A 26,375-nucleotide genomic window follows, 5' to 3' on the forward strand; every position below is an offset into this window, starting at 1 on the left:
GACGCTACGAGGACGCGTGGACCTCGCGCTCGTTGGGCACGCAATGCGTCATCTGTAATCCGGTCACATCACGGGGACCGTTCTTGCCGAGATTCGCTGCGCGTTGCAGTTCGTCCTCGTCGAGGGTCTGGCTCTGCAACGGAGGTAGATCCCGTACGTCGTCGGCACTGATACCGAGTCCGTCGCCGACGCGTTGTCCGAGCTCGTCGTCGCACATGAAGAAGTGCCACACCATCCGCTCCTGCACGTCGCGGACGGCCTGACCGATACCGTCGACGAGGTTCTTCACCAGGTCGTCCTTCTCCCACTGCTCCATGAGCTGGTAGCGCTGACCGGCCTGCTCGTAGTCGTTGGTACGCGGAATACGTTTGCGCGTGAGACGACCCCGGATCTCCGGCCCCTGATCGTCGTGGGTCGGGAACTCGGCCTCGCGCAGACCGCCGGTGATGGACGGTTCGTAGTTCACGTGCGGGTTGTCGCCGACATCGTCGACGCCGTATGCCATCGGTCCGCCCTGCTGATTGGTGGCCACGTGGGCGTTCTTCGCCGAGTTGACCGGAAGTTGCAGGTAATTGGGACCCACCCGGTAACGCTGCGTGTCGGAATAGGAGAACGTGCGTCCTACGAGCATCTTGTCGTCGGAAAAGTCGAGTCCGTCGACGAGGACGCCGGTGCCGAAGGAGATCTGTTCGTTCTCGAGGAAGTGGTTCTCGACGTTGCGGTCGATCACCATCCTGCCGACCGACATGGCGGGGAATTCGTTCTCCGGCCAGACCTTCGTGTCGTCCAGGGGGTCGAAGTTCAACTCCGGATGGTCGTCGTCGCTCATCATCTGTACGCGCAGTTCCCATTCGGGATGGTCACCGCGCTCGATGGCCTCGTACATGTCCTTGCTGGCATGCCCGAGATCGTGCGCCTGAATGGCCGCCGCGTCGTCCTCGGTCAGGCTCTTGACACCGATCTTCGGAATCCAATGGTATTTCACGAGGTGTGTCACGCCCTCGGCGTTGACCCACTTGTAGGTGTTGACCCCGAAGCCCTGCTGAGTCCGGTAGTTGGCCGGAATGCCCCGGGGACTGAACAGATTCACCAGCATGTGCATTGCTTCGGGGGTCTGCGACATGAAGTCGAAGATGCGTGCGGGTTCCTGCCGGAAAGTGACGGGGTCGGGCTTCAGCGAATGGATGACGTCGGGGAACTTGATCGCGTCGCGAATGAAGAAGACCGCGAGGTTGTTTCCGACAAGATCCCAGTTACCGTCCTCGGTGTAGAACTTGACCGCGAAACCTCGTGGATCGCGGGCGGTTTCCGACGAGTCGCGTCCACCGATGACCGTGGAGAGCCGGATGGCGACGTCGGTCCGCTTCCCCGGCTCGGCGAAGAGTTTTGCGCGCGTGTAGTTCGTGATGGGTTCATCGCCCCATTTCCCGGTGGCTTCGAAATATCCGTAGGCGACGAAACCGCGCGCGTGCACCACTCTTTCCGGAATGCGTTCTCGATCGAAATGGCTGATCTTTTCGAGGAACTGATAGTTCTCCAGCGTCGCGGGTCCGCGTGGGCCCACCGTCCTCTGATTCTGGTTGTCGTATACGGGATGGCCCTGGCGGTTCGTCAACACACGTCGGTCGTCTCTCCGGGCCGGGCCCTGCGACGAAACATCGGTCACGGTGTTCTCCCCTCGGATGCAGTTGATGGGCTTTCTCGTAATCGAGTTGTCGACCGTCCTGTGCGGCGGCGACATCCTCTCACTATTACGTTCTTTCCGGGCTCTCGTCGGCCTTTCGCGAACAACAACCCGGATGCCCGACAACCGGCGCACCGTCTACACGATCAACTCGCGGTCTCCGCGTTCGGCAGTTGTTTCGGTGAGGCGGAGTCCGGATCGGTCCGCCGACCGAAGGCGAGCCAGAGCAGGAATCCGAATCCGGCCGTGACGTAGAGCGTGCCGAGCAGGTGCTGCCATGCGGCCCAGCCGAGTTCGAGATCGCCTCCCGTGGGGAACAGGTGGTGCGGGCCGATCAGGAAAACGAGCGTGACGCCGACGGCGATCGCGGTGAGTCTCTGCGCATCGGTTGCGCGCCCCGCCGCTAGTGCGAGGGCCAGCAGTGCCGGCGCGACCCACACCCAGTGGTGCGACCACGACACCGGCGACGCCAGCAGCACGGCCGTCGCGTTCGCCAACAGGGCGAGCACGAGATCGCCCTGCTCGAGGGCACGGCGGATGGCCACCACCGCGACCAGCAGCATCACCGCGACGGCCAGCAGCCACAGCACGGAAGCCATGAGTTCGGGCGGCCCGAAGCGGGAGATCACGGCCTTGAAGGACTGGTTGGTGGCGAAGTACGCCGCGCCGATCCGGCCGGTGTCGGGCAGGGTGTCCAGCCAGTACTTCGCGGAGGTCGCGGGCATCACGGCGAATGCGAGGGCGGTGAACCCGAAGGTCGACGCGATGATGATGGCACTGGTCCGCCGGTCGCGCCGCAGCAGGAACAGCAGCAGGAACGCGATGGGCGTGAGCTTGACGGCGGCGGCCAGTCCGATCAGCATTCCGCGCGGCCACTTCGGGGTCTTCACCAGGACGTCGAGGGCGACGAGCGCCATCAGGACGAGGTTGATCTGCCCGAACGAGATCGTCTCACGCACGGGTTCGAGCAACAGTGCTCCGGCGACCGCGACCGCGGTGACGATCCACGCCGTCCGCGCCTCGAAGTCCGGACGGAGCCGGTCCAGCACGACCCGTAGGGTGACGACGAGCGCGGCGACCGAGACGAGGGTGAAGACGATCTTGCCGAACGTCACGGGGATCAGCGCCAGGGGAGCGAAGAGCATCGCCGACAGCGGCGGGTAGGTGAACGGCAACGCGAAGTCATCGGTCACCGGAGGCATCTGCCCGTAGATGTCGGCGCCGTCGAGCAGGACCCGCGCGCCCATCCGGTAGACCAGGAAGTCGATGAGTTCGCTTCTGACGAGGATCGCGATGAGCACACCCGCGGAGACGAGCGACGCGATCACCGCGACGGCGATACCGCGAGATCCGGTGAGGAACGGAGGCGTCGTCGAACCGGTCGGAGTCAGCCGTGATTGTCGCACCCGGCAACTTTAGTCAATTCCGATATTCGTTCCGGTCCGACGTGGGGAACGCCATACGGCCGAAATATCACGAATCGACAGGACGCAGCAGGTCGGGGTTGTTGTTCCGCGGCGAATTGACCGCCGTGCTCACCTCGTAGGGTTCGAGGGTCGGTTCGGGAATCGAATTCAGCAGGGCGTCGACGTCGTCGCGGTTCTTCAGGTCGGGATCGAGCCACGGATCGACGAAGGTGTCGGGCAGGATCACCGGCGACCGTTCGTGGATGTGCCCGGCGGCGTCGGTCGCCGGACGGGTCAGCACGGTGCACGTCCACAACCAGCGGTCGGGATGGTCCTCCGGCAGCTCCGGGTCCGGCCACAGCTCGTAGAGCCCGGCCATCGAGATCGGCCCGTCCGCGTGCAGGAAGAACGGGATCTTCTTCCCGTCCTCACCCTTCATCCACTCGTAGTATCCGTCGGCCGGCAGCACGCACCGCCGCTTCGCCGCGGCCGCCTTGAAGGCCGGCTTCTGGGTGATGGTCTCGGACCGGGCGTTGATCATCCGCGACCCGATCTTCGGGTCCTTCGCCCAGAACGGCACGAGCCCCCACTTGATCTGCGAGGACACGATGCGGATCGGCTCGGCATCCGGGTCCTCGCGTGGCGCCCGCTCGAGCACGACGTTCACGCGCTGGGTGGGGGCGATGTTGTACGACGGGGGCAGTTCCTCACCCACTGCCTCGACGGCGTCGTAGGCCGCGAGCAGATCCCCACGGGTACTGGTGCTGGCATAGCGTCCACACACGATGCATCTCCCGTCGGCGACTCCGGAGCGACGATTCGATTCTCTCTCATCGATCGCTCCGGAGCGGATCGCTCGGACGGAGACGGAGCGGGGGGTCGCTCCATCGGAGACAGCGTGGATCGCTCAGACGGCGACCTCGACCCCCAGTGCCTCGAGCAGGGTGCGGCGGTACTCCGCGATCTCGACGACGTGATCGGCTCGCGGATGCGGCAGGTCGATGGTCAGTTCGACGGCGAACGAGCCGTGGTCGAGCACGAGCACGCGGTCGGCGAGAGCGATGGCCTCGTCCACGTCGTGGGTGACGAGCAGGACCGCGGGCCGGTGCTTGGCGCACAGTTCCTGCAGCAGTCCGTGCATCCTGATCTTCGTCAGTGCGTCGAGGGCACCGAACGGTTCGTCGGCGAGCAACAGTTCGGGTTCGCGCACGAGCGACCGCGCCAGCGACACCCGCTGCTGTTCACCCCCGGACAGCTCGGTGGGCCAGGCCTTCTCGCGTCCGGCGAGCCCGACCTCCGCCAGGGCCGTGCGGCCGCGCTCGGCGGCGTCGTCGCCGTCGAGGCCGAGGATCACGTTGTCGAGCACCCGCGCCCAGGGCAGCAGTCGCGAGTCCTGGAAGACCACCGCCCGCTTCTGCGGCACCTCGAGGGTGCCAGAACCGGGCACGCCGTGGTCGAGTTCGGCCAGGGCACGCAACAGGGTGCTCTTGCCCGAGCCGCTGCGGCCGAGCAGTGCCACGAACTCGCCGGGGGCGATCTCGAGGTCGATGTTGTTCAGCACCGCGCGTCCGTCGAAGCCGCGGCTCAGTCCCCGGGTGCGTACGGTCAGTTGCCGATCGTCCTGCGCCATGCCAGCGCCTTCCTCTCTGCCGCACGGACCAGCAGGTCGCTGCCGAATCCGAGGATCGCGTAGACCACCAGTCCGACGATGATGATCTCGGTCATGCCGTAATTGCGGGCCTGGTACATCAAGTAGCCGATACCGCTCGAAGCGTTGACCTGCTCGACGACCACCAGGGCCAGCCACGAGATGGTCACCGCCAGGCGCAGGCCGGTGAAGAAACCGGGCAGCGCCCCCGGCAGGGCGATGCGCCGGACGAACTGGGCGCGGGACAGATCCAGCGTCTCGGCCAGTTCGACGTAGCGGGCGTCGATGCCGCGCAGCGCCGAGTAGGTGTTGATGTAGACGGGGACGAAGACCGATAGGGCGATGAGCAGGATCTTCATCTCCTCGCCGATGCCGAACCACAGGATCGCCAGCGGCATCAACGCCAGGGTGGGGATGGAGCGCTTGATCTGCACCGGTCCGTCGATCAGCGCCTCACCGATGCGCGACAGGCCGGCGGCCAGTGCGAGCACCAGTCCGAGGACGACGCCGATGCCCCCGCCGATCAGGGCGCGCTGGACGGAGGTCCACAGGTTCGACTGCAGTCGCCCGTCGCCGATCAGTTCCCATGCGGTGGTGACGACCGTCCACGGCGCCGAGAGGGTCTTCGGATCGAGTACCCCGGTGGCCGAGGTGACGATCCATGCCACCAGCAGCAGCGCCGGGCCGATCGCCAGGCCGAACTTGATCGGCTTGCCGGGAGCGAGGCGGCTGCGGGTCGTGCGCGGCGACAGGTCGGCCGTCGCGCCGGAGTCGGGCTTCTGGTCGGTGTCGGCGTCACCGGCCAGGCCACTGCCGAAACGCCGGGGTTCGACGGAGACGCTCATGGCTCCAGTCCTTTCGTCGGTTCGATCAGACGCCGGACAGTGCGAAGTCGCCGGTGGCGCCGCCCGGTGCGAAATCACCGGTGGCACCGGACAGGGCGAGTTCGTGTGCGTACTGGCTCTTCGGACGCGGCAAGCCGTAGTGGTCGCGCAGGGTGGTGCCGGTGTACTCGGTCCGGAACAGGCTGCGCTCCTGCAGGATCGGCACCACCTGGGAAGCGAACGCCTCGAGGCCCTGCGGGTACTGCGGCGGCATGATGTTGAAGCCGTCGGCGGCGCCGTTGGTGAACCACTCCTCGATGATGTCGGCGATCTGCACCGGCGTGCCCGCGACGACGTTGTGGCCGCGTGCGCCGGCGAGCTTGTGCAGCAGCTGACGCAGGGTCGGCTGTTCGCGCTCGACGATCTTCGCGAAGACCAGGCGGCGGCTGTTGTTGTTGTCGGTGATGTCGCCTGCGCCGGCGAACAAATCGACCGGCACCTTCTCGTCCAACTCGAGCCGGGACACGTCGATGCGGCCCATCTTCTGGAGCTGCCCGAGACCGTATTCGACGATGGTGAGTTCGTTGAACTCGCGATGCAGTTCCTTCGCTTCGGCCTCGGTTGCGCCGATGAACGGGCTCAGGCCGGGAAGGATCTTCACGTGATCGGGGTTGCGTCCGAATGCTGCTGCGCGGGTCTTGATGTCGGTGTAGAAGGCCTGGGCGTCCTCGATGCGCTGGTGCGCGGTGAAGATCGCCTCGGCGTAGGTCGACGCGAAATCGCGGCCGTCGTTGGAGGATCCGGCCTGCACGAGCACCGGGCGCCCTTGCGGCGAGCGGGCCGAACCGAACGGGCCGCGCACCTTGACGTAGTCACCCTCGACGTCGATGCGGTGGATCTTGTCCGGGTCGGCGTAGACGCCGGCGGTCTTGTCGAGGACGAGTGCGTCGTCCTCCCACGAATCCCACAGCTTGATCGCGGCGTCGACGAATTCGCGTGCCCGGGCGTATCGTTCGTGCACGTCAGGGTGTTCGGTGTACCCGAAGTTCGCTGCCGCTGCGTCGGTCGCGGTGGTGACGATGTTCCAGGCGGCGCGGCCACCGGAGATGTGATCGAGCGAGGAGAACAACCGGGCGAGGTTGTAGGGCTCGTAGTAGGTGGTCGACGCCGTGGCGATCAGCCCGAGATGCGTGGTGACCGTGGCCATCGCGACCAGCGTGGTGATCGGTTCGAGGCCGTAGTCCGGACGGTATTTCACCTCGGTGCGCAGAGCCGGACCGTCGGCGAAGAACACCGCGTCGAGTTTCGCGCTCTCCGCGAGGCGGGCGAGTTCCTGGAAGTAGGTGACGTCGTAGAGACGCTCGGGCACGCTGCCGGAATGGCGCCACGAGGCCTCGTGGTGGCCGGTCGGGTAGATGAAGGCGTTGAGGTTGAGTTGGCGGTTCGTCATGTCGGATTCCCCTCGGAAGGTCAGCTGCGGGTGTGGGAGGCGCCGGTCTCGGCGACCGCTTCGGTGACGACCTCGTCGAAGCGCAGATCGAAGGCGTCGGCGGCGTCGACGGGCTTGGGCAGTTCACCGGCGGCATTGATCACGTCGATGGTGTGCTGCTGGGTCGCGATGAGCTCCTCGTCGAGGTGTGGGAAGGTGGTGATCCCGGAGGTATCGAGGATGCGCTCGCCGGCCTCGGCCGTCAGGCCCTGGCTCTTCACGAAGTAGGTGTCGATGTACGCGTCGCGGTTGTTGTCGGCCCAGTCGACGGACGTGATGTACGCGGTGACGTAGGCGCGGACCGCTGCGGCGGTCGCCGGGTCGGACAGGGCCTTCTTGCTCGAGTAGAGGTACGAGATGCCTTCGCTGAGGTCCTCGATCTCGGGGCGCGGCAGCGACGTCGCACCCGGGGTCTGCATGTACCGGGAGAAGACCGGCTCGCTCATCGGGGCGGCGTCGATCTGGTTGGAGCGCAGTGCATCCGGGAAGTCCGGCAGTGACATCGACACGAGCTCGACGTCGTCGACCGACAGGCCGGCCTTGTCGAGACCGCGGAGCACGAAGGCCTGCTGCGAGGTGCCCTCGGCGTAGCCGATGCGCTTGCCCTTCAGGTCCGCGAGCGTCGTGATGTCCGAAGCGTTCGGGGCGATGCCCATGTTGAGGCTGTTGTTCGTCTGCATGGCCGCGACGACCTGCACGTCGTCACCGGCGACCAGCGACTGGACGGTCATGATCTCGCCGGCCCACGCGACGTCGACCGCGTCGGCGCGGAAGGCCTCGAGGATCGCGGGCGCGCCCTGGAAGGTCGCGAACTCGTACTCGAACGGCAGGGCGTCGAGTTGTCCGGAACCGGTGAGGAGGGACAGCTGTCGCTCACCCTGGTCGGCGATGACGAGCTTGGTGCCCGCCGGGATCTCCGTGGGCAGCGCGCTGTCGGAAGCGAGGCCGTCGCCCGAGGAACCGGAGCTACATGCCGCGACCGCGGTCAGAAGGAGCGCGATGACGGCCGTCGATCCGGCACGACGTAGACGGGGCATGGACTTCCTCACGGTACTGGCGATGGGGGAGCGAACTTCGACGGCGTCGAAGTCGTCACCGATCCTGTGCGATCCGTCGGCGGGGGACCAGGGTTTGCGTCAGCATGAGCGAAAGGTCCTCGATCCGGCCCATCGGTGCTGTTCGCGGGCCGATAGCGCCGGTATCCGCACATCGCGGTGGTTACCGTGCGAGGAGAACCGGAGGCGGGAGGTGGTGCGCATGGGTGCGGACGGTCGGCACATGTCGCAGCCGGATCTGATGTCGTGGCGGATGGAGAAGAACCCCGTCCTGCGGTCCACGATCGTCGCGGTGGCTCTGCTCGACCGGTCACCCGACCAGGAGCGCTTCGTCCGGATGATGGAGCGCGGAACACGTGCGGTGCCGAGCTTCCGCCGCAAGCTCGTCGAATCCCCGTTCGGGCGGACCCCACCGCGATGGGTGGACGACCCCGACTTCGACCTGTCCTGGCATCTGCGGCGCATCGCGCTCCCGCATCCCGGGGGACTGGACGCCGTGCTCCCGCTCGTGCGCGCCGCGGCGATGTCGGCCTTCGACAAGGACCGTCCCCTCTGGGAGGCGACGATCGTCGACGGCCTCGCCGACGGTCGCGCCGCGATCGTTCTCAAGGTGCACCACTCGCTCACCGACGGCATCGGCGGCATTCAGATCGCGAACGAGATGGTCGACTTCGAGCGCGACGGTACCGACCGCGGGCCACTGCCCGAGGATCCGCCGACCTCGGCTCCGGCGTCGGCCCTCGCCGATTCCGTGGGTTGGTACCTCTCGACGGCCGGCGAGATGGTGGGGAGGGGTGTGCCGTGGCTCGTGCGTTCCGGTCTGAGGTCGGTGACGAATCCGGTCGCGGCGCTGCGCAGCGTGGTGGACACGACCCGCTCGACGGCCCGGTTCGTGCAACCGGTGTTCACGACGCTGTCCCCGGTGATGGTCGGCCGCAGCACCGTCCGGGAGGTCGCAGCCCTCGATCTGCCGCTCGACGCTCTGCGACAGGCCGGACGGGCAGCGAACTCCTCGCTCAACGACGCTTTCCTGGCCGGAATCCTGTTGGGGCTGAAGCACTACCATTCCCGGCACGGCGCGCAGGTCGCCGAACTGAGGGCGACGCTGCCGATCAGTCTCCGGCGCGAGAGTGACGCGATCGGGGGAAACCGGATCACCCTGGCGCGGTTCGCTCTTCCCCTCGATGTCGCCGATCCGGTCGCGTCGATGCACCGGGTGGACCGGATCGTCCGGTCGTGGCGGGACGAACCGGCCGTGCCGCTCTCGTCCGCCATCGCAGGTGTGCTGAACGTGCTCCCGGCCGGTGTGCTGGGTGGGATCCTCGAGCACATCGACTTTCTCGCGTCGAACGTTCCGGGTTCCCCGATCCCGCTGTACATGGCCGGGGCGGAGGTGCTGAGGTACTACCCGTTCGCTCCCACCGTCGGTTCGGCCGTCAACATCACGCTGATGTCGCACACGAGCCACTGCTGCATCGGAATCAACGCAGACTCCGCCGCCGTCCCCGACCTGCCCGTCCTCGTCGAGTCGCTGGTGGAGGGCTTCGGCGACGTGCTCGCCGTGGGAGGCGAGGGCACGCGCATCGAGGTCTCGCTCTCCGCTACGACGACCGCGCAAACCTGATCGTCAACCCAAGGTTGACGGAAACCATGCGTCAACTTAGAGTTGACGCATGGAACCCATTCGGCCGTCCCATCCCATCCGGCTCGACGACCTCATCGATGCGATCGAAAAGGTCCACGACGATCCGCTCGAACAACTCTCCGATGCCGTCATCGCGGCCGACCACCTCGGTGAGGTTGCCGATCACCTGATCGGCCACTTCGTCGACCAGGCCCGACGGTCCGGCAAGTCGTGGTCCGAGATCGGGCAGAGCATGGGCGTGTCCAAGCAGGCAGCCCAGAAACGGTTCGTCTCGAAGAGCGACAACGACCTCGACCCCGAGCAGGGGTTCTCGCGATTCACCCCGCGCGCGCAGAACACCGTGATGGCGTCGATGAAGGAAGCGCGTGCCACGGGAAGCCCCGAGATCACGCCCGTCCATCTGATTCTCGGTCTGCTCGTCGACACCGAGTCGCTCGCCGCCCGCGCACTCGCGGCCCAGGATGTCGACTTCGCGGCGCTGCGCTCGGCCGCCGTGGCGACGCTCCCCGAACCGTCGAGCGACGTCCCCGAACTCATCCCGTACGACGCGGGTGCCCGCAAGGCCCTCGAGCTGACCTTCCGCGAAGCCCTGCGAATCGGGCACAACTACATCGGCACCGAGCACATCCTCCTCGCGCTCCTCGAACTCGAGAACGGCGACGGCGTGCTCTCGGCGGCCGGCGTGAACAAGAGCGCCGTGGAGAAGAAGGTCGCGGAGGATCTCGCCGCGATCGTCGAGGCACAGAAGGCCGAGGACGGCGAGGCCGGGTCGTAACACCGGGCAGGACCTGCGCGCCCCCGGCGCGGGCACGTTCCCTGCGGTCAGGTTCGCCGACGGCCCCTCGGGGTACGTCGAAGTCATGAACACACGTCACGCATGTCTCGTCGCGGGCTTCTCCGTCGCCACGCTCGTGGCTGCCGGGTGCAGCAGCGACGACTCGTCCACCGACACCGAGACCACCGTCGAGACCCCACCCACTTCGCTCACGACCACCACCACCGATTCCATGCCCACGCCACTGCCCGGGATGAGTGGCGACGCCTTCGGGCTCCCGAACGAGGGAGGCGACGACGACAATGCCTTCACCTACGACGAAGCGGCCGTGCCGGTCGGCGCGACCTTCGACGTCGAATCCGAAGAGGAGAACGGCCGGACCACCGTCACCCTCAGGGTGATGGGTCTGCAACCCGATCGGGACTTCGGGGCGCACGTCCACACCCGGCCGTGCGGGCCGAACCCGTCCGATTCGGGGCCGCACTACCAGAACCGGGTCGACCCGGCGGCGAACCCCGACTCCCCGTCCACCGATCCCGCCTACGCCAATCCGCAGAACGAGATCTGGCTCGACATCACCACCGACGCGCAGGGCAACGCCGAGGCGTCCACGACCGTCGACTGGGAGTTCCGCGACGGCGAAGCCAACTCGGTGGTGCTCCACGCACAGCACACCAAGACCGCACCGGGTGAGGCCGGACAGGCCGGCGACCGGCTCGCCTGCATCGACGAGGACTTCTGACCCGACGGCCCCGCCGCCGCGTTTGGCCGCCGTCCTTCCGGGTAGCCGTGGGAAAGACGTGTCCAGCCCCGACGACAGCACACGAATCGGAGTTCCCATGCCCGCCGACACCCCGAAGATCCCCGGTGTTCCCTCGTCCACCGTGCCACCCGTGGAGGAACCCACGACGCCCACGACTCCGCCCGAGCCCAAGCCCGATCAGGCGGAGCCCGAGGTCAGGACGGCCACCGGCACTCCCGCGGATCTGCCGCGCGGCCGTGCCCAGCAGGGCGAGTACCTGACGACGGCTCAGGGGGCGCGGCTGACGGATACCGACCACTCGCTCAAGGCCGGTCGGCGCGGGCCGATCCTGTTGCAGGATCATCACTTCCGCGAGAAGATCACCCACTTCGACCACGAACGCATCCCGGAGCGCGTGGTGCACGCCCGCGGCGCCGGTGCCCACGGCGTCTTCCGCGCGACGGGTGCCGCAAGCTCGATCACGCGTGCCCAGTTCCTCCAGAAGGACGTGGAGACACCGGTGTTCGTGCGGTTCTCGACGGTGCTCGGTTCCCGTGGCTCGGCCGACACGGTGCGCGACACTCGTGGCTTCGCGACGAAGTTCTACACCGAGGAAGGCACTTTCGACCTCGTCGGCAACAACATCCCGGTGTTCTTCATCCAGGACGCCATCAAGTTCCCGGACGTCGTCCACGCGGCCAAACCGCACCCGGATCGCGAGATCCCGCAGGCACAGAGCGCTCACGACACGTTCTGGGATTTCGTCTCGCTCCACACCGAGGCCACGGCGCACACGATGTGGAACATGTCCGACCGCGGCATCCCGCGCTCCTACCGCATGATGGAGGGCTTCGGCGTCCACACCTTCCGTGTGGTCAACGCCGAGGGTGATACCGCGCTGGTGAAGTTCCACTGGAAGCCGCGGCTCGGCGTGCATTCGCTGGTGTGGGAGGAAGCCCAGCTCATCAACGGCTTCGATCCCGACTTCCACCGCCGCGACCTCGCCGACGCGATCGAGGCCGGTGCCTACCCCGAATGGGATCTCGGCGTACAGGTCTTCCCGGACACCCCGGAGCAGGTCTTCGAAGGCATCGACCTGCTCGATCCCACCAAGATCGTCCCCGAGGAACTCGCGCCCGTGCAGATCATCGGCACGATGGTCCTCAATGCCAACCCCACCAATTTCTTCGCCGAGACCGAGCAGGTCGCCTTCCACCCGGGCCATCTCGTCCCGGGCATCGACGTCACCGACGATCCGCTGCTGCAGGGCCGCCTGTTCTCGTACCTCGACACCCAGCTGACGCGACTCGGTGGACCGAACTTCGGGCAGATCCCGATCAACCGTCCGCACGCACCCGTCAACGACATGTTCCGCGACGGCTTCCACCAGCACGCCGTCCACACCGGTGTCGCTCCGTACAAGCCGAACTCGCTCGACGCGGGATGCCCGTTCATGGCCGGTGTCACCGAGGGTGCCTTCGTCGACCTGCCGGTGGAGGTACCGGCGGCGAAGAAGGAGCGTGAGGTCTCCCGGTCGTTCGACGACCACTACACGCAGGTCCGCCAGTTCTACCTGAGCCTGTCGGAGATAGAGCAGGACCACGTGGCCTACGCCTACACCTTCGAGCTGGGCAAGTGCTACGAGCAGTCCATCAAGGAGCGGCAGCTGCAGATCCTGGCGAACATCGACACCGGGTTGTGCGAGAAGGTGGCGGCCGGTCTCGGTCTGCCCGCTCCGAAGCCGACCGTCGAGGTCTCCGATCTCCCGCAGAGCCCCGCGCTGGCGCAGGTCGGCAAGACGTGGCCCGTGCAGGGCCGGTTGATCGGCATCGTCGCCGACGACACCACCGACGTCGATCAGGTGCTCGCGGCCGTGCAGGCCGTGGACGCGGCCGACTGCGTCCCGCTGGTCGTCGCCCCGCACGGCGGGATGCTCGGGGGAGTCGTGCCGATCTCGCGCACCTTCCTCACGGCCCGCTCGATCGAGTTCGACGCGGTCATTCTGGCCGCTGCACCCGCAGATAAGAGGGTGCAGATCCTCGTGGACGAGACGTTCCGCCACCAGAAAACGCTGGCGGCGTGGGGTCCGGGAGCTGCGGCACTCGAGGGTCTGGCGGCACCGGGTGTCGTCGTCGCGGACGATCCCCAGACGGCGGTTACGCAGGTGCTCGATCTGCTCGGTACCCACCGGGTGTGGGAACGAGACACTTTGTGACAGACCTCACCTGAGACGGGCTTACGGTTTCGGGTGCCCCAAGTTATTCTTTCGTTACCTCTGGCCGCAGCTGATTCTTATCGCTGCGGCCAGTTGTTATTTACGGGCCGTTGACCTCGAGGTCAGCGCTGCCCGATCCCAGAGACGATGCGCCGGATACGCGGGTCGCCGGCCAACTCGACGCGCGCGTAGCGGGCCTGCTCGTCGGCGTCCGCGGATGCGAGGTCGTGGGCGGCGGTAATGCGAGTCGCGAGCACGTCCGGCGACCAGTTGTACGCCTCGGGCGGGATCTCGAGGGCGACGATGCGGCCGGTCGGGGTGACGCTGATACGGATGTCGTGGACCGATCCGTTACCTACTATCCGTTCGATCGTGTCCTGCACACGCCTGACGGTGACAGAGAGTTCTTCTGGATACGTCAACACGGTTCCTTTCTCACCAGCCCGGGTAGGCGGGGAGAGTTTCGGGTGGGGTGGGGGAGATGATGAGCTCGGACCCTCTGTCCGGCACATCGGGTTCGATACTGCGACCCCACTCCTCGCAGCGATGCATCGTCTCGCCGAGGTCGGAGCCGAAGGTGACTGTCAGTCCCGTTCCGGTGAACAGATCTTCCGTTGGGGCAGACCATCGATGCTCAGAGGTGGGGAGCGCCGACAAGTATTGTGTTTCCGGCGCGGGGCGCGGTGGTTCGTGCCGTTGCATCCATTTTTCGTGGCGGTGCGCTTCGGTTGTCGGGCCGAATTCCACAAACTCTTCACGGCCGGAGAAAACCTTTATCCGATAGTCCTCATCGCGTACTCGTGTGGCCAAATTCGATTCTTGACTGCAGATGGTCGCTTTGAATCCCTCGTGTATGTCGTTGATTTCGAGGATATGTGCGCGGATGGTGCCAGCGAGAGATGTCTGCAGTGTTGTACTGATCCCGATTGCGTAGTGTGGATCGAGCGCCTCGGCGAAGCCCGGGTATGTGACATCGATTCCTGCGTAGTAGGCGATAATCTTCGATTCCTGTGCTGCGCGAATCAGCCTGCCGCGTTCATCGAACAGGTCGACGTCGGGTTCTGCGGACCACACGAACGTGGTATTTCGGACCTGTCCGGGTGGTTCGTACTCGGCGGTGATGATGGTCTGGGGCGCAACCGGTGCCGGCGCTCGATCGGGTGTGCAGCTTGCAAGGAGGGATGATCCGACAAGGAATGCTATTGCAGCGCAGATAATTCGGTTCATGTGCTCACCAGCCCGGGTAGGCGGGCAGGGTTTCGGGTGGGGTGGGGGAGATGATGGTTTCGGAACTTCTGTAGGGCGGCAAGCTGGGTTCGATGCTGCGACCCCATGCTTCGCATCGATACATCGTTTCGCCCAAGTCGCCCCCGAAGTCGATTCTGAGTCCGGTATCGGTGAACAGATCTTCCGTAGGAGCGGACCATTGGTGCTCGGTGGTGGGGAGAGAAGTCAGGTACTGATCGCTTGGTGTCGGTGGTTCCGGGTCGTGCCTGTGGAGTTGCCCTTCGAGCCGATGTTCCTCGGTGTCACGGGTGAACTCGACAAATTCCTCCTGCCCGGAAAATTGGTTGATGCGATAGTCGCCGTCTCGGACCCTGATGCCCACCTTCGACCATTGGGTGCACACGGTTGCTTTGACCCCAGCCGCCGTATCGAGCACCTGGAGGATGTGCGCCCGAAATGTTCCGACGAGGGACGTTTCCAGCGCAGTTGGGACTTTGCGTGCGTAGGAAGGGACGAGTGCTCCGGCGAACCCGGGATAGGTGGTATCGAGTCCGCCGTAGTGGGCGATGATCATGGATTCGTACGCGGCTCGGGTGAGGATGCTGCGTTGATCCGCAAGGTCGATTCCCGGTTCTGCGGACCACACGAAGGTGGAGTTTCGGACCTGTCCGGGTGGCTGATAGATCGTCGGCGTGGCGGGAGGCCGGCTGGTCTCGACCGGTGTGATCTCGTTGGTTGTACATGCCGTTGCAGCGATTGCAAGAGCACTCATTACCGCTACGAATAGCCTCGGCGGATAATTCATTGCGGACCTTTCGATAACGTGTATTCGTGAAGATGACGACGAAGATACAGCCACGAAATCACGCACCGTAGTTCCAGCGTTCGCCTCCGTGCGGAACGACATCGTTCACGACAATGTCGCGGAAACTGTCCTCACCGTCTCTTTGATCTGCGTAGACAATGTTCCGGAGGTCGCCCTGACCCAAGAAGGAACTACGGAGATAGCCGTCGATAGCATGCCGTTCTATCCCTGACTCGACCAGCGTGTTATCCCCGATATTCGCCAAGGCAGCGTCCCCGATGTTGTTGCGATCTTTGAGGACGCCGTTCTCGTGCCATGCCAATGGGAGGTTCGCCGGATCGACTGTGCCAGAATCGACCAACGCGCCGATCATGTTGTATCTCCGAGTATTCTCAGCACCCGTCTCCGTCAGATACATTTCGGAATCGAACCCCTCGACCCCCGACGGATGCCCCACGTATCGCCCTTCAGCATCGACGATTTCGGATTGCAGCAGAACCCCTGTCGAGTACACGAGCGGACCCGTGACCACGCCACCCGGCAACGCCGTCACCGCACCGGTGACGAGGGTTTGGGCCACGGCATACGCGTCTGCTCTGGACTGGTTCCGGTTGTCGATCGCCGCCTGCTCGACCAGCTTCTCGTTCTCGTAGGTGCTGCTCAAACCGACCTCGACGAGGCTTTGCAACCGGCCCGAATACGTTCCGTAGCTGTACTTGTTCACACCGTCGAGTTGTTCGAGAGCGAACCGGCGGTCGAAATCGGTGGCCTGCGCGATTGCTGCACCGTTGAGAAGGGCCCCTGCCGCAGGGTCGGTGTTCATGAGGGTGAATACGCGCGTCGCCGGGACGGGGCCGAGTTCACCGAAGCCGCTGGTGGCGGTGGCGTCGTCGACGGAACCGACCATGTCGCCGACGAACGGTGACAGGGCGGTCGCGAAGGAACGGACAGCAACAGGATTGACTTCACCTATGGTCAGGTCGGTTTCCTCCCGGAAGGCACCCGGCATATGGAGGAAACGGTTGAAGTTGTTGTCGGAGTTCCACTCCGATTCCGGCGCAGACAACACCTCGGCCAAACCGAATGCTGCCTCGCCCGCACGTTCGGCTCGGATTACTGCGACGGGGTCACCCGGGTCGGCGGGCAACGCGTCGGCAGCGATCCAATCCGTAAGGCCGGCCAGAGTTGCTCCGTCGTCGGCCCATTCGCGGGTGAGCAGCGGAACGAGCACCTCGTCCCTACTGAAGTCCGCAGGGCTGCCGTCGACGTCGGTGCCGGTGAGCAGGTGATACGACGTGTCGGTGTTCCGGGTGGCGATGTCGAGGAATGTGCTTGCCGTGTGGTCGTAATAGGAAGGGTCGGGGGTGGGAATGATGTGGGGATCGGCGTAGGTGGGGATGCCCGCCATATATCCGGCGACCCGGCTCATCTCGATGCCCATCTCGGTTCCGGGTCGATACTGAGGGTTGGCCTCGCCGAGTATCGCGCCGAGTCGATCCAGCCGGTCCAGTGGTTCACCGGGGTGCTCGGCGTTCGGGTCGGGTTCGTAGCCGTATCGAATGGTGTCTCGGATGTCCTGCGGCACCGACTCCCACGACCCGCCGTATTCGGGATTCGACAGGATGAGCAGACCGTTGCCGAGACCGTCGGCCCAGCGCGCCGCGTCGGGGTTGCCTTCGGCTTCCCATGTCTTGTACGTCTCGTGCAGGTTCGCCAGTTCGTCCTCGTCGAGGCTGTTGTAGAAGGCGTCGAGGTACTCGATGCTCGCACCCGACGGTAGCGACAGGGTGCGTCCGATGCGTTCGAGATCGGTATCGCGTGCAGCCCCGGATGCTAGGAGCGCAGCGTCGGCAGCACCGTCCGGAGCATCGATGGAATGTGTGTTCTGGGAACGGAATTCACCGCCGAACGTGGAGAGCCGGATGCTGACCTGCTCGAGTCGGACGGCGGCGTCTCGATCCAGTTCGTCGAATGTGCGCACCGCCGATTTCAGTTGGACCTCGAAGTTCATGGCGGTGTCGTCGAGACCCGCTTGCACGACGAGGTCGGTCTGCGCGTCGCCCGTGTGGGTTCGGGGTGCCTCGACCCGCGCGTCGTCGTGGACGGTGAAGCCGGCTGCAACCGCGTTGTCGACGATTCCGACGACGGTGGCGCGGGCGGGAATGAGCGTGTTCGCAGCGTCGCGGAGGGCGTCGACCTGCTCGTCGACAGCGCGGCTGATGCCTTGGCCGGCCACCCGGTCACTCCACGCACGTGCCGCGGCGGCCGCCCCGCCTTCACCGTCCCATCCACCGAATGCGGAGTCCACATTCCGGTCGACGCGGTGGGTCGACTCCCGGAATGTGTTGTTTGCGGACTCGACCGCGTCGGCAGCCGTGGTGAGCGCAGCCGGATCGAGCGAGCGGATCGCGGAAGGAGACAACACCTACGGGCCGTTCCTTCGAAGTCGGATCCGACGGCCGCGAGTTGGCGGCTGAATTCCTCCTCGGCCACCTCGTAGTTCCGTGCGGCCGCTTCGGTGGCCTCGGCCATGCGTCGCAGGCAGTTGGCCATAGCGCGGTAGGCGGTGTCGAGTGGTGCTCCCGCGCGTCCGGCGACACCACCAACCGCTGAGGATGGCATCGCGCCCGCTACCGACTCGAGCGCCGCGGACGGTTCCAACGCGTAGATGGTCTCGGCTTCTCCCTCCAGGGCATGGGCCAGGCTCTTCAACGAGTCCGGGTCGACCTTCAGCGCTGACATCAGCTCACCAACTCCTGTCCGGCAGACGTTCCATCAGGGTTGGACGCAGCAGCGTGACGATCGGTTCCCTCGACCGGGTGATTTTCGGAACGTTTCAGGCGATGCGGCCGAATGCTGTGATGGAGGAGTCGCGGAGAGATGTCAGCCGGGACGCGGTCGCGATCCTGGCGACCGCCCGTGACGCGGGCACGAGGAGCTGGGTGCGGCGTCGACGGGCACGGTCATAGCGCTGCAGAGCGATCGGTACCGGATGCTCGGACAACAGCGTCGCGAGTGTCGTGGCGTCGACGATTGCTTCGCATGCGCCGCGGCCGAGATTCGGTGCCATCGCATGCGCCGCGTCGCCGATCAGTGCGGTGTTGCCGCGGACGTACGACGGGAGACGGGGGGATTCGTACAGGTCGTGGTACATGACGTCGTCGGGGTCGAGGCGGCCGAGGATGTCGCGTACGCCGGGGTGCCAGTCGTGGAAGCGGCCGTACAGGTCGTCGAGGGTGCCGCCGGTGCCTTCGGTGGTGCGGACGGCGGCGAACCAGTTGGTGAGGTCGCCGTCGCGGTCGGTGATTCCGAAGAGCGCGCCGGGACCCCAGGTTTCTCCATGGTTCGTGGTGGAGCCGCCGACCCAGCCGCGCCACGCTCCGTACCCGGTGTGCACGGGCCGGTAGGCCGGACCGAACACCTCGTCACGTACCGCACTGCCGATTCCGTCCGCGCCGATCATCACGTCGTATCCGGCGAGGGCCGTGAGCGGTGGCGCGGGGGCGTCGAACTTCACGATGTGGTCGGGGAGGCCGGACAGCAGGATGTCGAGGAGGGCGGGCCGGGAAACCATGACCGGTGCCCGGCGAAGGTCCCCGACGTGGGCGAGCACCACACCGTCCCAGCGTCTGAGCGTCGCGGAGCGCTGTGGCACGCCGAGTTGTTCCACCCGTCCGCCGACGCCGGCAACTTCGAGTGCGGCCAGGGCAGGAGGCCACATCCCGAGCGCGGTGCCGGTGCGCGGAGGCTCCGGAGATCGTTCGAACACGTCGATGTGCCATCCGTGGCGGAGGAGGGTGTTCGCGGCGGTGAACCCTCCGATTCCGCCGCCGAGGATCGCCGCACTGCCTGGCTTCACGGTCATGTCATGACGGTACTACGTATGTAGTGGACAGTCACTACCCCTGTAGTGATCCTCGTAGAATGTCTCTCGTGACCGACAAACGCGCCACCGTCCTCGACGCCGCAATCGAACTCGTGGGGACCGAAGGATTGCGCGCCCTCACCCACCGCCGCGTGGATGCCATCGCCGGTGTGCCGGCCGGCTCCACGTCGAACTACTTCCGCACCCGCCAGGCTCTCGTCGAAGGGGTGCTCGACAGGCTCCTCGAGCGGGACCGGGTCCAGCTCGAGGCGATCGGCGCCGCGTTGCCGGGGGACGCACGTGAGCTCGAAGACCTGGCGCACGGATATGTGATGTTCGTGACGGGGGACGACCTCGTGCGGACCCGCGCACGCTTCGCGATGTTCGTCGAGGCGATGGCGACGCCCGAACTGCGTGCCGGGGTCGAACCCCGCCGCAGCGAACTGCGCGGATGGATCGGGACCGTGCTCGCGGGCCTCGGCGTCGACGATTCCGCCACCGCCGCGCGGGTTCTCATCGACTACCTGGACGGACTGATCCTGCATCGCTGCACCTCGCAGGACGACGGGCCGGACCCGCGCGACGGCGTGTCCCGAATGGTGCGAATGCTGCTTTCCACGGCAGGGTGACGCCCGCGATTCCGGTGCGTTACGGCTGCGTTTCCGCAGGTGGGCGGAAGAATAGGGCAGGCTTGCTTGCATTACCCCCCGCCACCTGGCATATCGTTCGTTTCGAAGACGGTGGGACCACGACGTCCCACCGGTCGCCGGGTCCACGCTCGCGCTGCCGAAAAGGCACCCGCACCGTCGCGGATGAGCGGATACTGGCGATGTCGAAGGTATCGGGCACCCGGCCGATACCCGTCTACGGCAGTAGATGGCCATCAGCGCTGCTGGTCGTCGGTGCTATCGCATCAACGAAGGCTAGGTATGACTCATCTCCCCGGGCCTCGAGGGCTCTACCACCCGGCGAACGAGCACGACTCCTGTGGCGTCGCGTTCGTCGTCGACATGCATGGTCGTCGCAGTCGCGACATCGTGGAGAAGGCGATCACCGCCCTGGTGAATCTCGAACACCGCGGTGCAGCGGGAGCGGAACAGAACACCGGCGACGGCGCCGGCATCCTGATCCAGGTCCCCGACGCCTACTTCCGTGAGGTCGTCGACTTCGATCTTCCCGCCGAAGGCGCATACGCGACCGGTATCGCGTTCCTGCCCAAGGACACCGCCAAGGCCGACGCCGCGGCCGCCGAGGTCGACCGCATCGTCGCCGAAGAGGGCCTCGAGGTCCTCGGCTGGCGCGAGGTGCCGATCGACGAGTCCGAGCTGGGTTCCATGGCCAAGGACGCCATGCCCACCTTCCGGCAGATCTTCATCGCCTCCGGCGCCCGCGCGCTCACCGGCCTCGAACTCGAGCGCCGCGCGTACGTCGTGCGCAAGCGCACCGAGCACGAGCTCGGCCACCACGGCGCGGGCGAGGACGGTCCCGGCAGCGAGACCGTCTACTTCCCGAGCCTGTCGGCGTCGACCTTCGTCTACAAGGGCATGCTCACCACGCCCCAGATGAAGGGCTTCTACCGCGACCTGCAGGACGAGCGCGTCGTCTCGGCCCTCGGTCTCGTGCACTCGCGGTTCTCCACCAACACGTTCCCGTCGTGGCCGCTCGCGCATCCCTTCCGCCGCGTGGCGCACAACGGCGAGATCAACACCGTCACGGGCAATGCCAACTGGATGCGCGCCCGTGAGGCACTCATCGACACCGAGGTCTTCGGCGGTCGCGACAAGCTCGAGAAGATCTTCCCGGTCTGCACGCCGGGTGCGTCCGACACCGCGCGTTTCGACGAGGTGCTCGAACTGCTGCACCTCGGTGGTCGCAGCCTGCCGCACGCCGTGCTCATGATGATCCCCGAGGCGTGGGAGCGCCACGACTCGATGGATCCGGCCCGTCGCGCGTTCTACGAGTACCACGCGGCCCTCATGGAGCCGTGGGACGGACCGGCCTCGGTGTGCTTCACCGACGGCACCGTCATCGGCGCCGTGCTCGACCGCAACGGCCTGCGCCCCTCACGTGCCTGGGTCACCGACGACGGCCTCGTCGTCATGGCCTCCGAGGTGGGTGTGCTCGACATCCCCACCGAGAAGATCGTCAGCAAGCGTCGCCTGCAGCCGGGCCGCATGTTCCTCGTCGACACGGCCAAGGGCCGCATCGTCGAGGACGAGGAGATCAAGCGCGAGCTCGCCGCCGAGCATCCCTACGAGGAGTGGGTCGCAGGCGGCGTCACCCGTCTCGAGGATCTGCCCGAGAGCAAGTACACCTACATGTCGCACGAGCGTGTCGTGCTGCGGCAGCAGGTATTCGGCTACACCCGCGAAGAGGTCGCCCTCCTCGTCAAGCCGATGGCGGCCTCCGGAGCCGAGGCGCTCGGCTCGATGGGCACCGACACGCCGATCGCCGTGCTGTCGTCGCGTCCGCGTCAGCTGTTCGACTTCTTCTCGCAGCTGTTCGCCCAGGTCACCAACCCGCCGCTCGACGCGATCCGCGAGGAGATCGTCACCAGCATGGGCGGCATGCTCGGCCCCGAGGGCGACCTGCTGAACCCGACCGAGGCGTCGTGCCGGCAGATTCTCATCGGTGCGCCGGTCATCGACAACGACGACCTGCAGAAGCTCATCCACGTCAACGACGAGAAGCAGTTCCCCGGCTTCAACAGCGTCATCATCCGCGGCCTGTACCCGGTCGCGGAGGGCGGTGAGGGTCTGCGTCGCGCCCTCGCCTCGATCCGCGAGCAGGTCTCGCAGGCCATCGAGAAGGGCGCACGCCTGATCGTGCTGTCCGACCGCGAGTCCGACGAGAAGCTGGCGCCGATCCCGTCGCTGCTGCTCACCTCCGCGGTGCACCACCACCTCGTCCGCGAGAAGACCCGCACCAAGGTCGGTCTGCTCGTCGAGGCCGGCGACGCCCGCGAGGTCCACCACATCGCCGCCCTGTGCGGTTTCGGTGCGGCCGTGGTCAACCCGTACATGGCGTTCGAGAGCATCGACGAGCTGTTGCAGAACGGCGACCTGCCCGAGGGCATGACCCTCGACAAGGCCATCGCCAACTACATCAAGGCGGCCTCTAAGGGCGTGCTCAAGGTGATGTCCAAGATGGGCATCTCCACGCTCGCCTCCTACACCGGTGCGCAGTTGTTCCAGGTCATCGGCCTGTCGCAGGAACTCGTCGACGAGTACTTCACCGGTCTGCAGTCGCAGCTCGGCGGTGTCGGTCTCGACGAGATCGCCGCGGACGTCGCGGCCCGTCACCGCACGGCCTTCCTCGACCGCCAGTCCGAGCGCGCGCACCGCGAGCTCGAGGTGGGTGGCGAGTACCAGTGGCGTCGTGAGGGCGAGTACCACCTGTTCAACCCGGACACGGTGTTCAAGCTCCAGCACGCGACCCGCACCGGCCAGTACTCGATCTTCAAGGAGTACACGAAGCTCGTCGACGACCAGTCGGAGCGACTCGCGTCGCTGCGCGGTCTGTTCGAGTTCAAGAAGGGCGTGCCCCCGCCGGTGCCGCTCGACGAGGTCGAGCCGGCGAGCGAGATCGTCAAGCGCTTCTCGACCGGTGCGATGAGCTACGGCTCCATCTCGGCCGAGGCGCACGAGACCCTCGCGATCGCGATGAACCGTCTCGGTGGCCGCTCGAACTCCGGTGAGGGCGGCGAGCATCCGAGCCGTTTCACCCCGGACGAGAACGGCGACTGGCGGCGCTCGGCGATCAAGCAGGTCGCCTCGGGTCGCTTCGGTGTGACCGCGCACTACCTGAGCAACTGCACCGACATCCAGATCAAGATGGCGCAGGGCGCTAAGCCCGGTGAGGGCGGCCAGCTGCCGCCGCACAAGGTGTACCCGTGGGTCGCCGAGGTCCGTGGTTCGACGCCCGGCGTCGGCCTGATCTCGCCGCCGCCGCACCACGACATCTACTCGATCGAGGATCTCGCGCAGCTGATCCACGACCTGAAGAACGCCAACCCGAAGGCCCGCATCCACGTGAAGCTGGTCTCCGAGCTCGGTGTCGGCACGGTCGCCGCGGGTGTGTCGAAGGCACACGCCGACGTCGTGCTCATCTCGGGTCACGACGGTGGTACCGGCGCGTCGCCGCTGACCTCCCTCAAGCACGCGGGTGCTCCCTGGGAGATCGGTCTCGCCGAGACCCAGCAGACGCTGATGCTCAACGGTCTGCGCGACCGCATCGTCGTGCAGGTCGACGGCCAGATGAAGACCGGCCGCGACGTCGTGGTCGCCGCTCTCCTCGGCGCCGAGGAGTACGGTTTCGCGACCGCGCCGCTCGTGGTCTCGGGCTGCATCATGATGCGTGTGTGCCACCTCGACACCTGCCCCGTGGGTGTCGCGACGCAGAACCCGGTGCTGCGCAAGCGGTTCACCGGCAAGCCGGAGTTCGTCGAGAACTTCATGCTGTACATCGCCGAAGAGGTGCGCGAGTACCTCGCCGAACTCGGTTTCCGCAGTCTCGACGAGGCCATCGGCCAGGTGGACGTCCTCGACACCCGCAAGGCCGTCGAGCACTACCGCGCGTCGAAGCTCGACCTGTCGCCGCTGCTCGAGAAGGTCACCTCCCCGATCTTCGGGGAGCAGGACATGCACTGCACCAAGGAGCAGTACCACGCTCTCGACAAGGCACTCGACAACGAGCTGATCGCGAAAGCGCAGCCCGCTCTCGAGTCGGGTACGTCGGTCTCGTTCGACACTCCGATCACCAACGTCAACCGCACCGTCGGCACGATGCTCGGCCACGAGCTCACCAAGAAGTACGGTGCGGAAGGGTTGCCGGACAACACGATCGACATCACCTTCGCAGGTTCGGCCGGCAACAGCTTCGGTGCGTTCGTCCCGCGCGGCATCACGATGCGGCTCAACGGCGACGCGAACGACTTCGTCGGCAAGGGCCTGTCGGGTGGTCGCATCATCGTGCGCCCGCCGCACAATGCGGCCGAGGGTTTCGTGCCCGAGGACAACATCATCGCCGGCAACGTCATCCTGTTCGGTGCCACCTCGGGTGAGGTCCTCATCCGTGGCATCGCGGGTGAGCGCTTCGCGGTCCGCAACTCCGGAGCCACGGCCGTCGTCGAAGGCGTCGGCGACCACGGCTGCGAGTACATGACGGGTGGCAAGGTCGTCATCCTCGGCAAGACCGGCCGCAACTTCGGTGCGGGCATGTCCGGTGGCGTCGCGTTCGTGTACAACCCGGACAAGGACTTCGAGAACAACCTGAACACCGAGCTGGTCGACCTCGAGGATCTCGAGGGCGAGGACTTCGCGTGGCTCAAGGGCGCCGTCGAACGGCATCGTGACGAAACGGGCTCCGAGGTCGCAGCCCGCATCCTGGCCGACTGGTCACAACAGGTCAGCCACTTCGCGAAGGTCATGCCTCGCGATTACAAGAAGGTACTCATGGCTATCAAGGACGCCACCATCCGTGGTGCGAACGTGGACGAGGCGATCATGGAGGCTGCTCGTGGCTGATCCCACCGGTTTCCTCAAGCACGGTTCCCGCGAGACGCCGGTCCGCCGGCCTGTCCCGCTGCGACTCCTCGACTGGAAGGAGGTCTACGAGCCGTTCCCGCTCGACACCCTCCGGACCCAGGCAAGCCGTTGCATGGACTGCGGTATCCCCTTTTGCCACAACGGTTGCCCGCTCGGGAATCTCATCCCCGAGTGGAACGACCTCGCCTACAAGGGTAAGTGGGAGGACGGGATCGAGCGTCTCCACGCCACGAACAACTTCCCCGAGTTCACCGGCCGGCTCTGCCCGGCGCCCTGTGAGGCGTCGTGCGTGCTCGGCATCAACCAGGACCCGGTGACCATCAAGCAGGTCGAGGTCGAGCTGGTCGAGAAGGCCTTCGACGACGGCCGCGTCAAGCCGGTTCCGCCGTCGAAGCTCACCGGCCGCAAGGTCGCGGTAGTCGGCTCCGGGCCTGCCGGTCTCGCTGCGGCACAGCAGCTCACGCGTGCCGGTCACTCGGTGACGGTGTTCGAGCGGGCCGACCGCATCGGTGGTCTTCTCCGTTACGGCATCCCCGAGTTCAAGATGGAGAAGCGCTTCATCGACCGCCGTCTCGCGCAGATGGAGGCCGAGGGCACCGTCTTCAAGCCGGGCGTGAACGTGGGTGTCGACATCACCGCCGATGAGCTGCGCGAGCAGTTCGACGCCGTGGTGCTCGCCGGCGGCGCGACCGTCGCCCGCGACCTGCAGATCCCCGGACGCGAGCTCGACGGCATCCACCAGGCGATGGAGTTCCTGCCGATCGCCAACCGCGTGCAGCTCGGCGATCTGCCGGCCCCTACCATCACGGCCGAGGGTAAGAAGGTCGTCATCATCGGCGGTGGTGACACCGGCGCCGACTGCCTGGGCACCTCGCACCGTCAGGGTGCGGAGAGCGTCCACCAGTTCGAGATCATGCCGCGGCCGCCGGAGCAGCGCGCCGAGTCCACCCCGTGGCCGACCTACCCCCTCATGTACCGCGTCTCGTCGGCGCACGAGGAGGGCGGCGAGCGCGTCTTCTCCGTCAACACCGAGGAATTCATCGGCAAGGACGGCAAGGTCACCGCGCTGAAGGCGCACGAGGTACAGATGGTCGACGGTCGCTTCGAGAAGGTCGAAGGAAGCGACTTCGAACTCGAGGCCGATCTGGTGCTGCTCGCGATGGGCTTCACCGGTGCCGAGAAGCCGGGTCTGCTCACCGATCTCGGGGTCGACTTCGACCAGCGTGGCAACGTCGCCCGTTCGTCGGAGTGGTCCACCAACGTCGACGGTGTCTTCGTCGCCGGCGACATGGGTCGCGGACAGTCGCTCATCGTCTGGGCGATCGCCGAGGGTCGCGCGTGCGCCGCTGCGGTGGACCGCTTCCTCGAGGGTGAGACGGCGTTGCCGGCGCCGATCGCGACCACCACGATGCCGCAGCGCTGAACGAGGTACGACCACTGGGCCGCACA

Annotated in this window: 19 protein-coding genes; 7 read left to right on the top strand and 12 right to left on the bottom strand. The window is 66.1% G+C overall.

The window, feature by feature from the left end; all coding sequences use genetic code 11:
- Window positions 1-4: 4 nt before the first annotated feature.
- From IM25_RS06725 to IM25_RS06755, 7 genes are all read right to left on the bottom strand, one after another.
- Window positions 5-1,666 carry a catalase gene (locus tag IM25_RS06725; protein WP_033098106.1) on the bottom strand — a complete coding sequence of 554 codons (1,662 nt, stop codon included), beginning with the start codon at window positions 1,664-1,666 and terminating at the stop codon, window positions 5-7.
- A 164-nt stretch (window positions 1,667-1,830) separates the two neighbouring features.
- Window positions 1,831-3,090, bottom strand: coding sequence for a glycosyltransferase 87 family protein (locus IM25_RS06730; protein WP_033098107.1), 1,260 nt, complete (start codon window positions 3,088-3,090; stop codon window positions 1,831-1,833).
- A gap of 67 nt (window positions 3,091-3,157) precedes the next feature.
- On the bottom strand, window positions 3,158-3,874 hold the full coding sequence (locus tag IM25_RS06735; protein WP_019290436.1) for an SOS response-associated peptidase: 717 nt from the start codon (window positions 3,872-3,874) through the stop codon (window positions 3,158-3,160).
- A 123-nt stretch (window positions 3,875-3,997) separates the two neighbouring features.
- Complete coding sequence (locus tag IM25_RS06740; RefSeq protein WP_019290435.1) at window positions 3,998-4,720, bottom strand: ABC transporter ATP-binding protein; 723 nt, start codon at window positions 4,718-4,720, stop codon at window positions 3,998-4,000.
- Window positions 4,696-5,583 carry an ABC transporter permease gene (locus tag IM25_RS06745; RefSeq protein WP_065995889.1) on the bottom strand — a complete coding sequence of 296 codons (888 nt, stop codon included), beginning with the start codon at window positions 5,581-5,583 and terminating at the stop codon, window positions 4,696-4,698. Before IM25_RS06745 ends, IM25_RS06740 begins: the two co-directional genes overlap by 25 nt.
- 25 nt (window positions 5,584-5,608) lie before the next feature.
- Window positions 5,609-7,012, bottom strand: coding sequence for an LLM class flavin-dependent oxidoreductase (locus tag IM25_RS06750; RefSeq protein WP_033098108.1), 1,404 nt, complete (start codon window positions 7,010-7,012; stop codon window positions 5,609-5,611).
- Window positions 7,013-7,032: 20 nt separating this feature from the next.
- Complete coding sequence (locus IM25_RS06755) at window positions 7,033-8,088, bottom strand: ABC transporter substrate-binding protein (RefSeq protein ID WP_033098136.1); 1,056 nt, start codon at window positions 8,086-8,088, stop codon at window positions 7,033-7,035.
- 220 nt (window positions 8,089-8,308) lie between these two features.
- On the opposite strand from IM25_RS06755, the gene IM25_RS06760 reads away from it, so the two are divergent.
- The 4 genes from IM25_RS06760 (at window position 8,309) to IM25_RS06775 (ending at window position 13,483) form a co-directional block, all read left to right on the top strand.
- Entirely contained in the window at window positions 8,309-9,730 is a 1,422-nt protein-coding gene (locus tag IM25_RS06760; RefSeq protein WP_033098109.1) for a wax ester/triacylglycerol synthase domain-containing protein, read from the top strand.
- Window positions 9,731-9,779: 49 nt separating this feature from the next.
- Window positions 9,780-10,526: a Clp protease N-terminal domain-containing protein gene (locus IM25_RS06765; protein ID WP_033098110.1), complete on the top strand. Its 747-nt coding sequence runs from the start codon at window positions 9,780-9,782 to the stop codon at window positions 10,524-10,526.
- Window positions 10,527-10,611: 85 nt separating this feature from the next.
- On the top strand, window positions 10,612-11,268 hold the full coding sequence (locus IM25_RS06770) for a superoxide dismutase family protein (RefSeq protein ID WP_033098111.1): 657 nt from the start codon (window positions 10,612-10,614) through the stop codon (window positions 11,266-11,268).
- A 97-nt stretch (window positions 11,269-11,365) separates the two neighbouring features.
- Window positions 11,366-13,483, top strand: a complete 2,118-nt coding sequence (locus IM25_RS06775) for a catalase (protein ID WP_033098112.1) — start codon at window positions 11,366-11,368, stop codon at window positions 13,481-13,483.
- Between the two features lie 122 nt (window positions 13,484-13,605).
- On the opposite strand, the gene IM25_RS06780 is transcribed toward IM25_RS06775, so the two are convergent.
- The 5 genes from IM25_RS06780 to IM25_RS06800 all read right to left on the bottom strand — a co-directional run bounded on the left by IM25_RS06780 (window position 13,606) and on the right by IM25_RS06800 (window position 19,380).
- Window positions 13,606-13,866 carry a YbaB/EbfC family nucleoid-associated protein gene (locus IM25_RS06780; protein WP_033098113.1) on the bottom strand — a complete coding sequence of 87 codons (261 nt, stop codon included), beginning with the start codon at window positions 13,864-13,866 and terminating at the stop codon, window positions 13,606-13,608.
- 52 nt (window positions 13,867-13,918) lie between these two features.
- Complete coding sequence (locus tag IM25_RS06785; protein ID WP_230826330.1) at window positions 13,919-14,710, bottom strand: hypothetical protein; 792 nt, start codon at window positions 14,708-14,710, stop codon at window positions 13,919-13,921.
- 4 nt (window positions 14,711-14,714) lie between these two features.
- The gene (locus IM25_RS06790) at window positions 14,715-15,482 is read right to left on the bottom strand and encodes a hypothetical protein (RefSeq protein ID WP_232333415.1); all 768 of its coding nucleotides are present in this window, start codon (window positions 15,480-15,482) and stop codon (window positions 14,715-14,717) included.
- A 91-nt stretch (window positions 15,483-15,573) separates the two neighbouring features.
- Window positions 15,574-17,940, bottom strand: a complete 2,367-nt coding sequence (locus tag IM25_RS06795) for a TPR repeat region-containing protein (protein ID WP_033098114.1) — start codon at window positions 17,938-17,940, stop codon at window positions 15,574-15,576.
- Between the two features lie 411 nt (window positions 17,941-18,351).
- On the bottom strand, window positions 18,352-19,380 hold the full coding sequence (locus tag IM25_RS06800) for an FAD-dependent monooxygenase (protein WP_033098115.1): 1,029 nt from the start codon (window positions 19,378-19,380) through the stop codon (window positions 18,352-18,354).
- Between the two features lie 59 nt (window positions 19,381-19,439).
- On the opposite strand from IM25_RS06800, the gene IM25_RS06805 reads away from it, so the two are divergent.
- The 3 genes from IM25_RS06805 to IM25_RS06815 all read left to right on the top strand — a co-directional run bounded on the left by IM25_RS06805 (window position 19,440) and on the right by IM25_RS06815 (window position 26,349).
- Entirely contained in the window at window positions 19,440-20,009 is a 570-nt protein-coding gene (locus IM25_RS06805; protein ID WP_232333416.1) for a TetR/AcrR family transcriptional regulator, read from the top strand.
- Window positions 20,010-20,309: 300 nt separating this feature from the next.
- Complete coding sequence (gene gltB / locus IM25_RS06810; protein WP_065995891.1) at window positions 20,310-24,905, top strand: glutamate synthase large subunit; 4,596 nt, start codon at window positions 20,310-20,312, stop codon at window positions 24,903-24,905.
- Window positions 24,898-26,349 carry a glutamate synthase subunit beta gene (locus IM25_RS06815; RefSeq protein WP_006553332.1) on the top strand — a complete coding sequence of 484 codons (1,452 nt, stop codon included), beginning with the start codon at window positions 24,898-24,900 and terminating at the stop codon, window positions 26,347-26,349. The genes gltB and IM25_RS06815 overlap by 8 nt, the downstream gene beginning before the upstream one ends.
- Window positions 26,350-26,375 lie beyond the last annotated feature (26 nt).

The sequence above is a fragment of the Rhodococcus sp. p52 genome, from assembly GCF_000763325.2.
Lineage (GTDB): Bacteria > Actinomycetota > Actinomycetes > Mycobacteriales > Mycobacteriaceae > Rhodococcus > Rhodococcus pyridinivorans.

Excerpts from the sequence above, each read along its gene's own strand:
- IM25_RS06740 (WP_019290435.1), bottom strand. The coding sequence starts at position 4,720 with ATGGCGCAGGACGATCGGCAACTGACCGTACGCACCCGGGGACTGAGC.
- IM25_RS06745 (WP_065995889.1), bottom strand. The coding sequence starts at position 5,583 with ATGAGCGTCTCCGTCGAACCCCGGCGTTTCGGCAGTGGCCTGGCCGGT.
- IM25_RS06750 (WP_033098108.1), bottom strand. The coding sequence starts at position 7,012 with ATGACGAACCGCCAACTCAACCTCAACGCCTTCATCTACCCGACCGGC.
- IM25_RS06755 (WP_033098136.1), bottom strand. The coding sequence starts at position 8,088 with ATGCCCCGTCTACGTCGTGCCGGATCGACGGCCGTCATCGCGCTCCTT.
- IM25_RS06760 (WP_033098109.1), top strand. The coding sequence starts at position 8,309 with ATGGGTGCGGACGGTCGGCACATGTCGCAGCCGGATCTGATGTCGTGG.
- IM25_RS06765 (WP_033098110.1), top strand. The coding sequence starts at position 9,780 with ATGGAACCCATTCGGCCGTCCCATCCCATCCGGCTCGACGACCTCATC.
- IM25_RS06770 (WP_033098111.1), top strand. The coding sequence starts at position 10,612 with ATGAACACACGTCACGCATGTCTCGTCGCGGGCTTCTCCGTCGCCACG.
- IM25_RS06775 (WP_033098112.1), top strand. The coding sequence starts at position 11,366 with ATGCCCGCCGACACCCCGAAGATCCCCGGTGTTCCCTCGTCCACCGTG.
- IM25_RS06785 (WP_230826330.1), bottom strand. The coding sequence starts at position 14,710 with ATGAACCGAATTATCTGCGCTGCAATAGCATTCCTTGTCGGATCATCC.
- IM25_RS06790 (WP_232333415.1), bottom strand. The coding sequence starts at position 15,482 with ATGAGTGCTCTTGCAATCGCTGCAACGGCATGTACAACCAACGAGATC.
- IM25_RS06800 (WP_033098115.1), bottom strand. The coding sequence starts at position 19,380 with ATGACCGTGAAGCCAGGCAGTGCGGCGATCCTCGGCGGCGGAATCGGA.
- IM25_RS06805 (WP_232333416.1), top strand. The coding sequence starts at position 19,440 with ATGTCTCTCGTGACCGACAAACGCGCCACCGTCCTCGACGCCGCAATC.
- gltB (WP_065995891.1), top strand. The coding sequence starts at position 20,310 with ATGACTCATCTCCCCGGGCCTCGAGGGCTCTACCACCCGGCGAACGAG.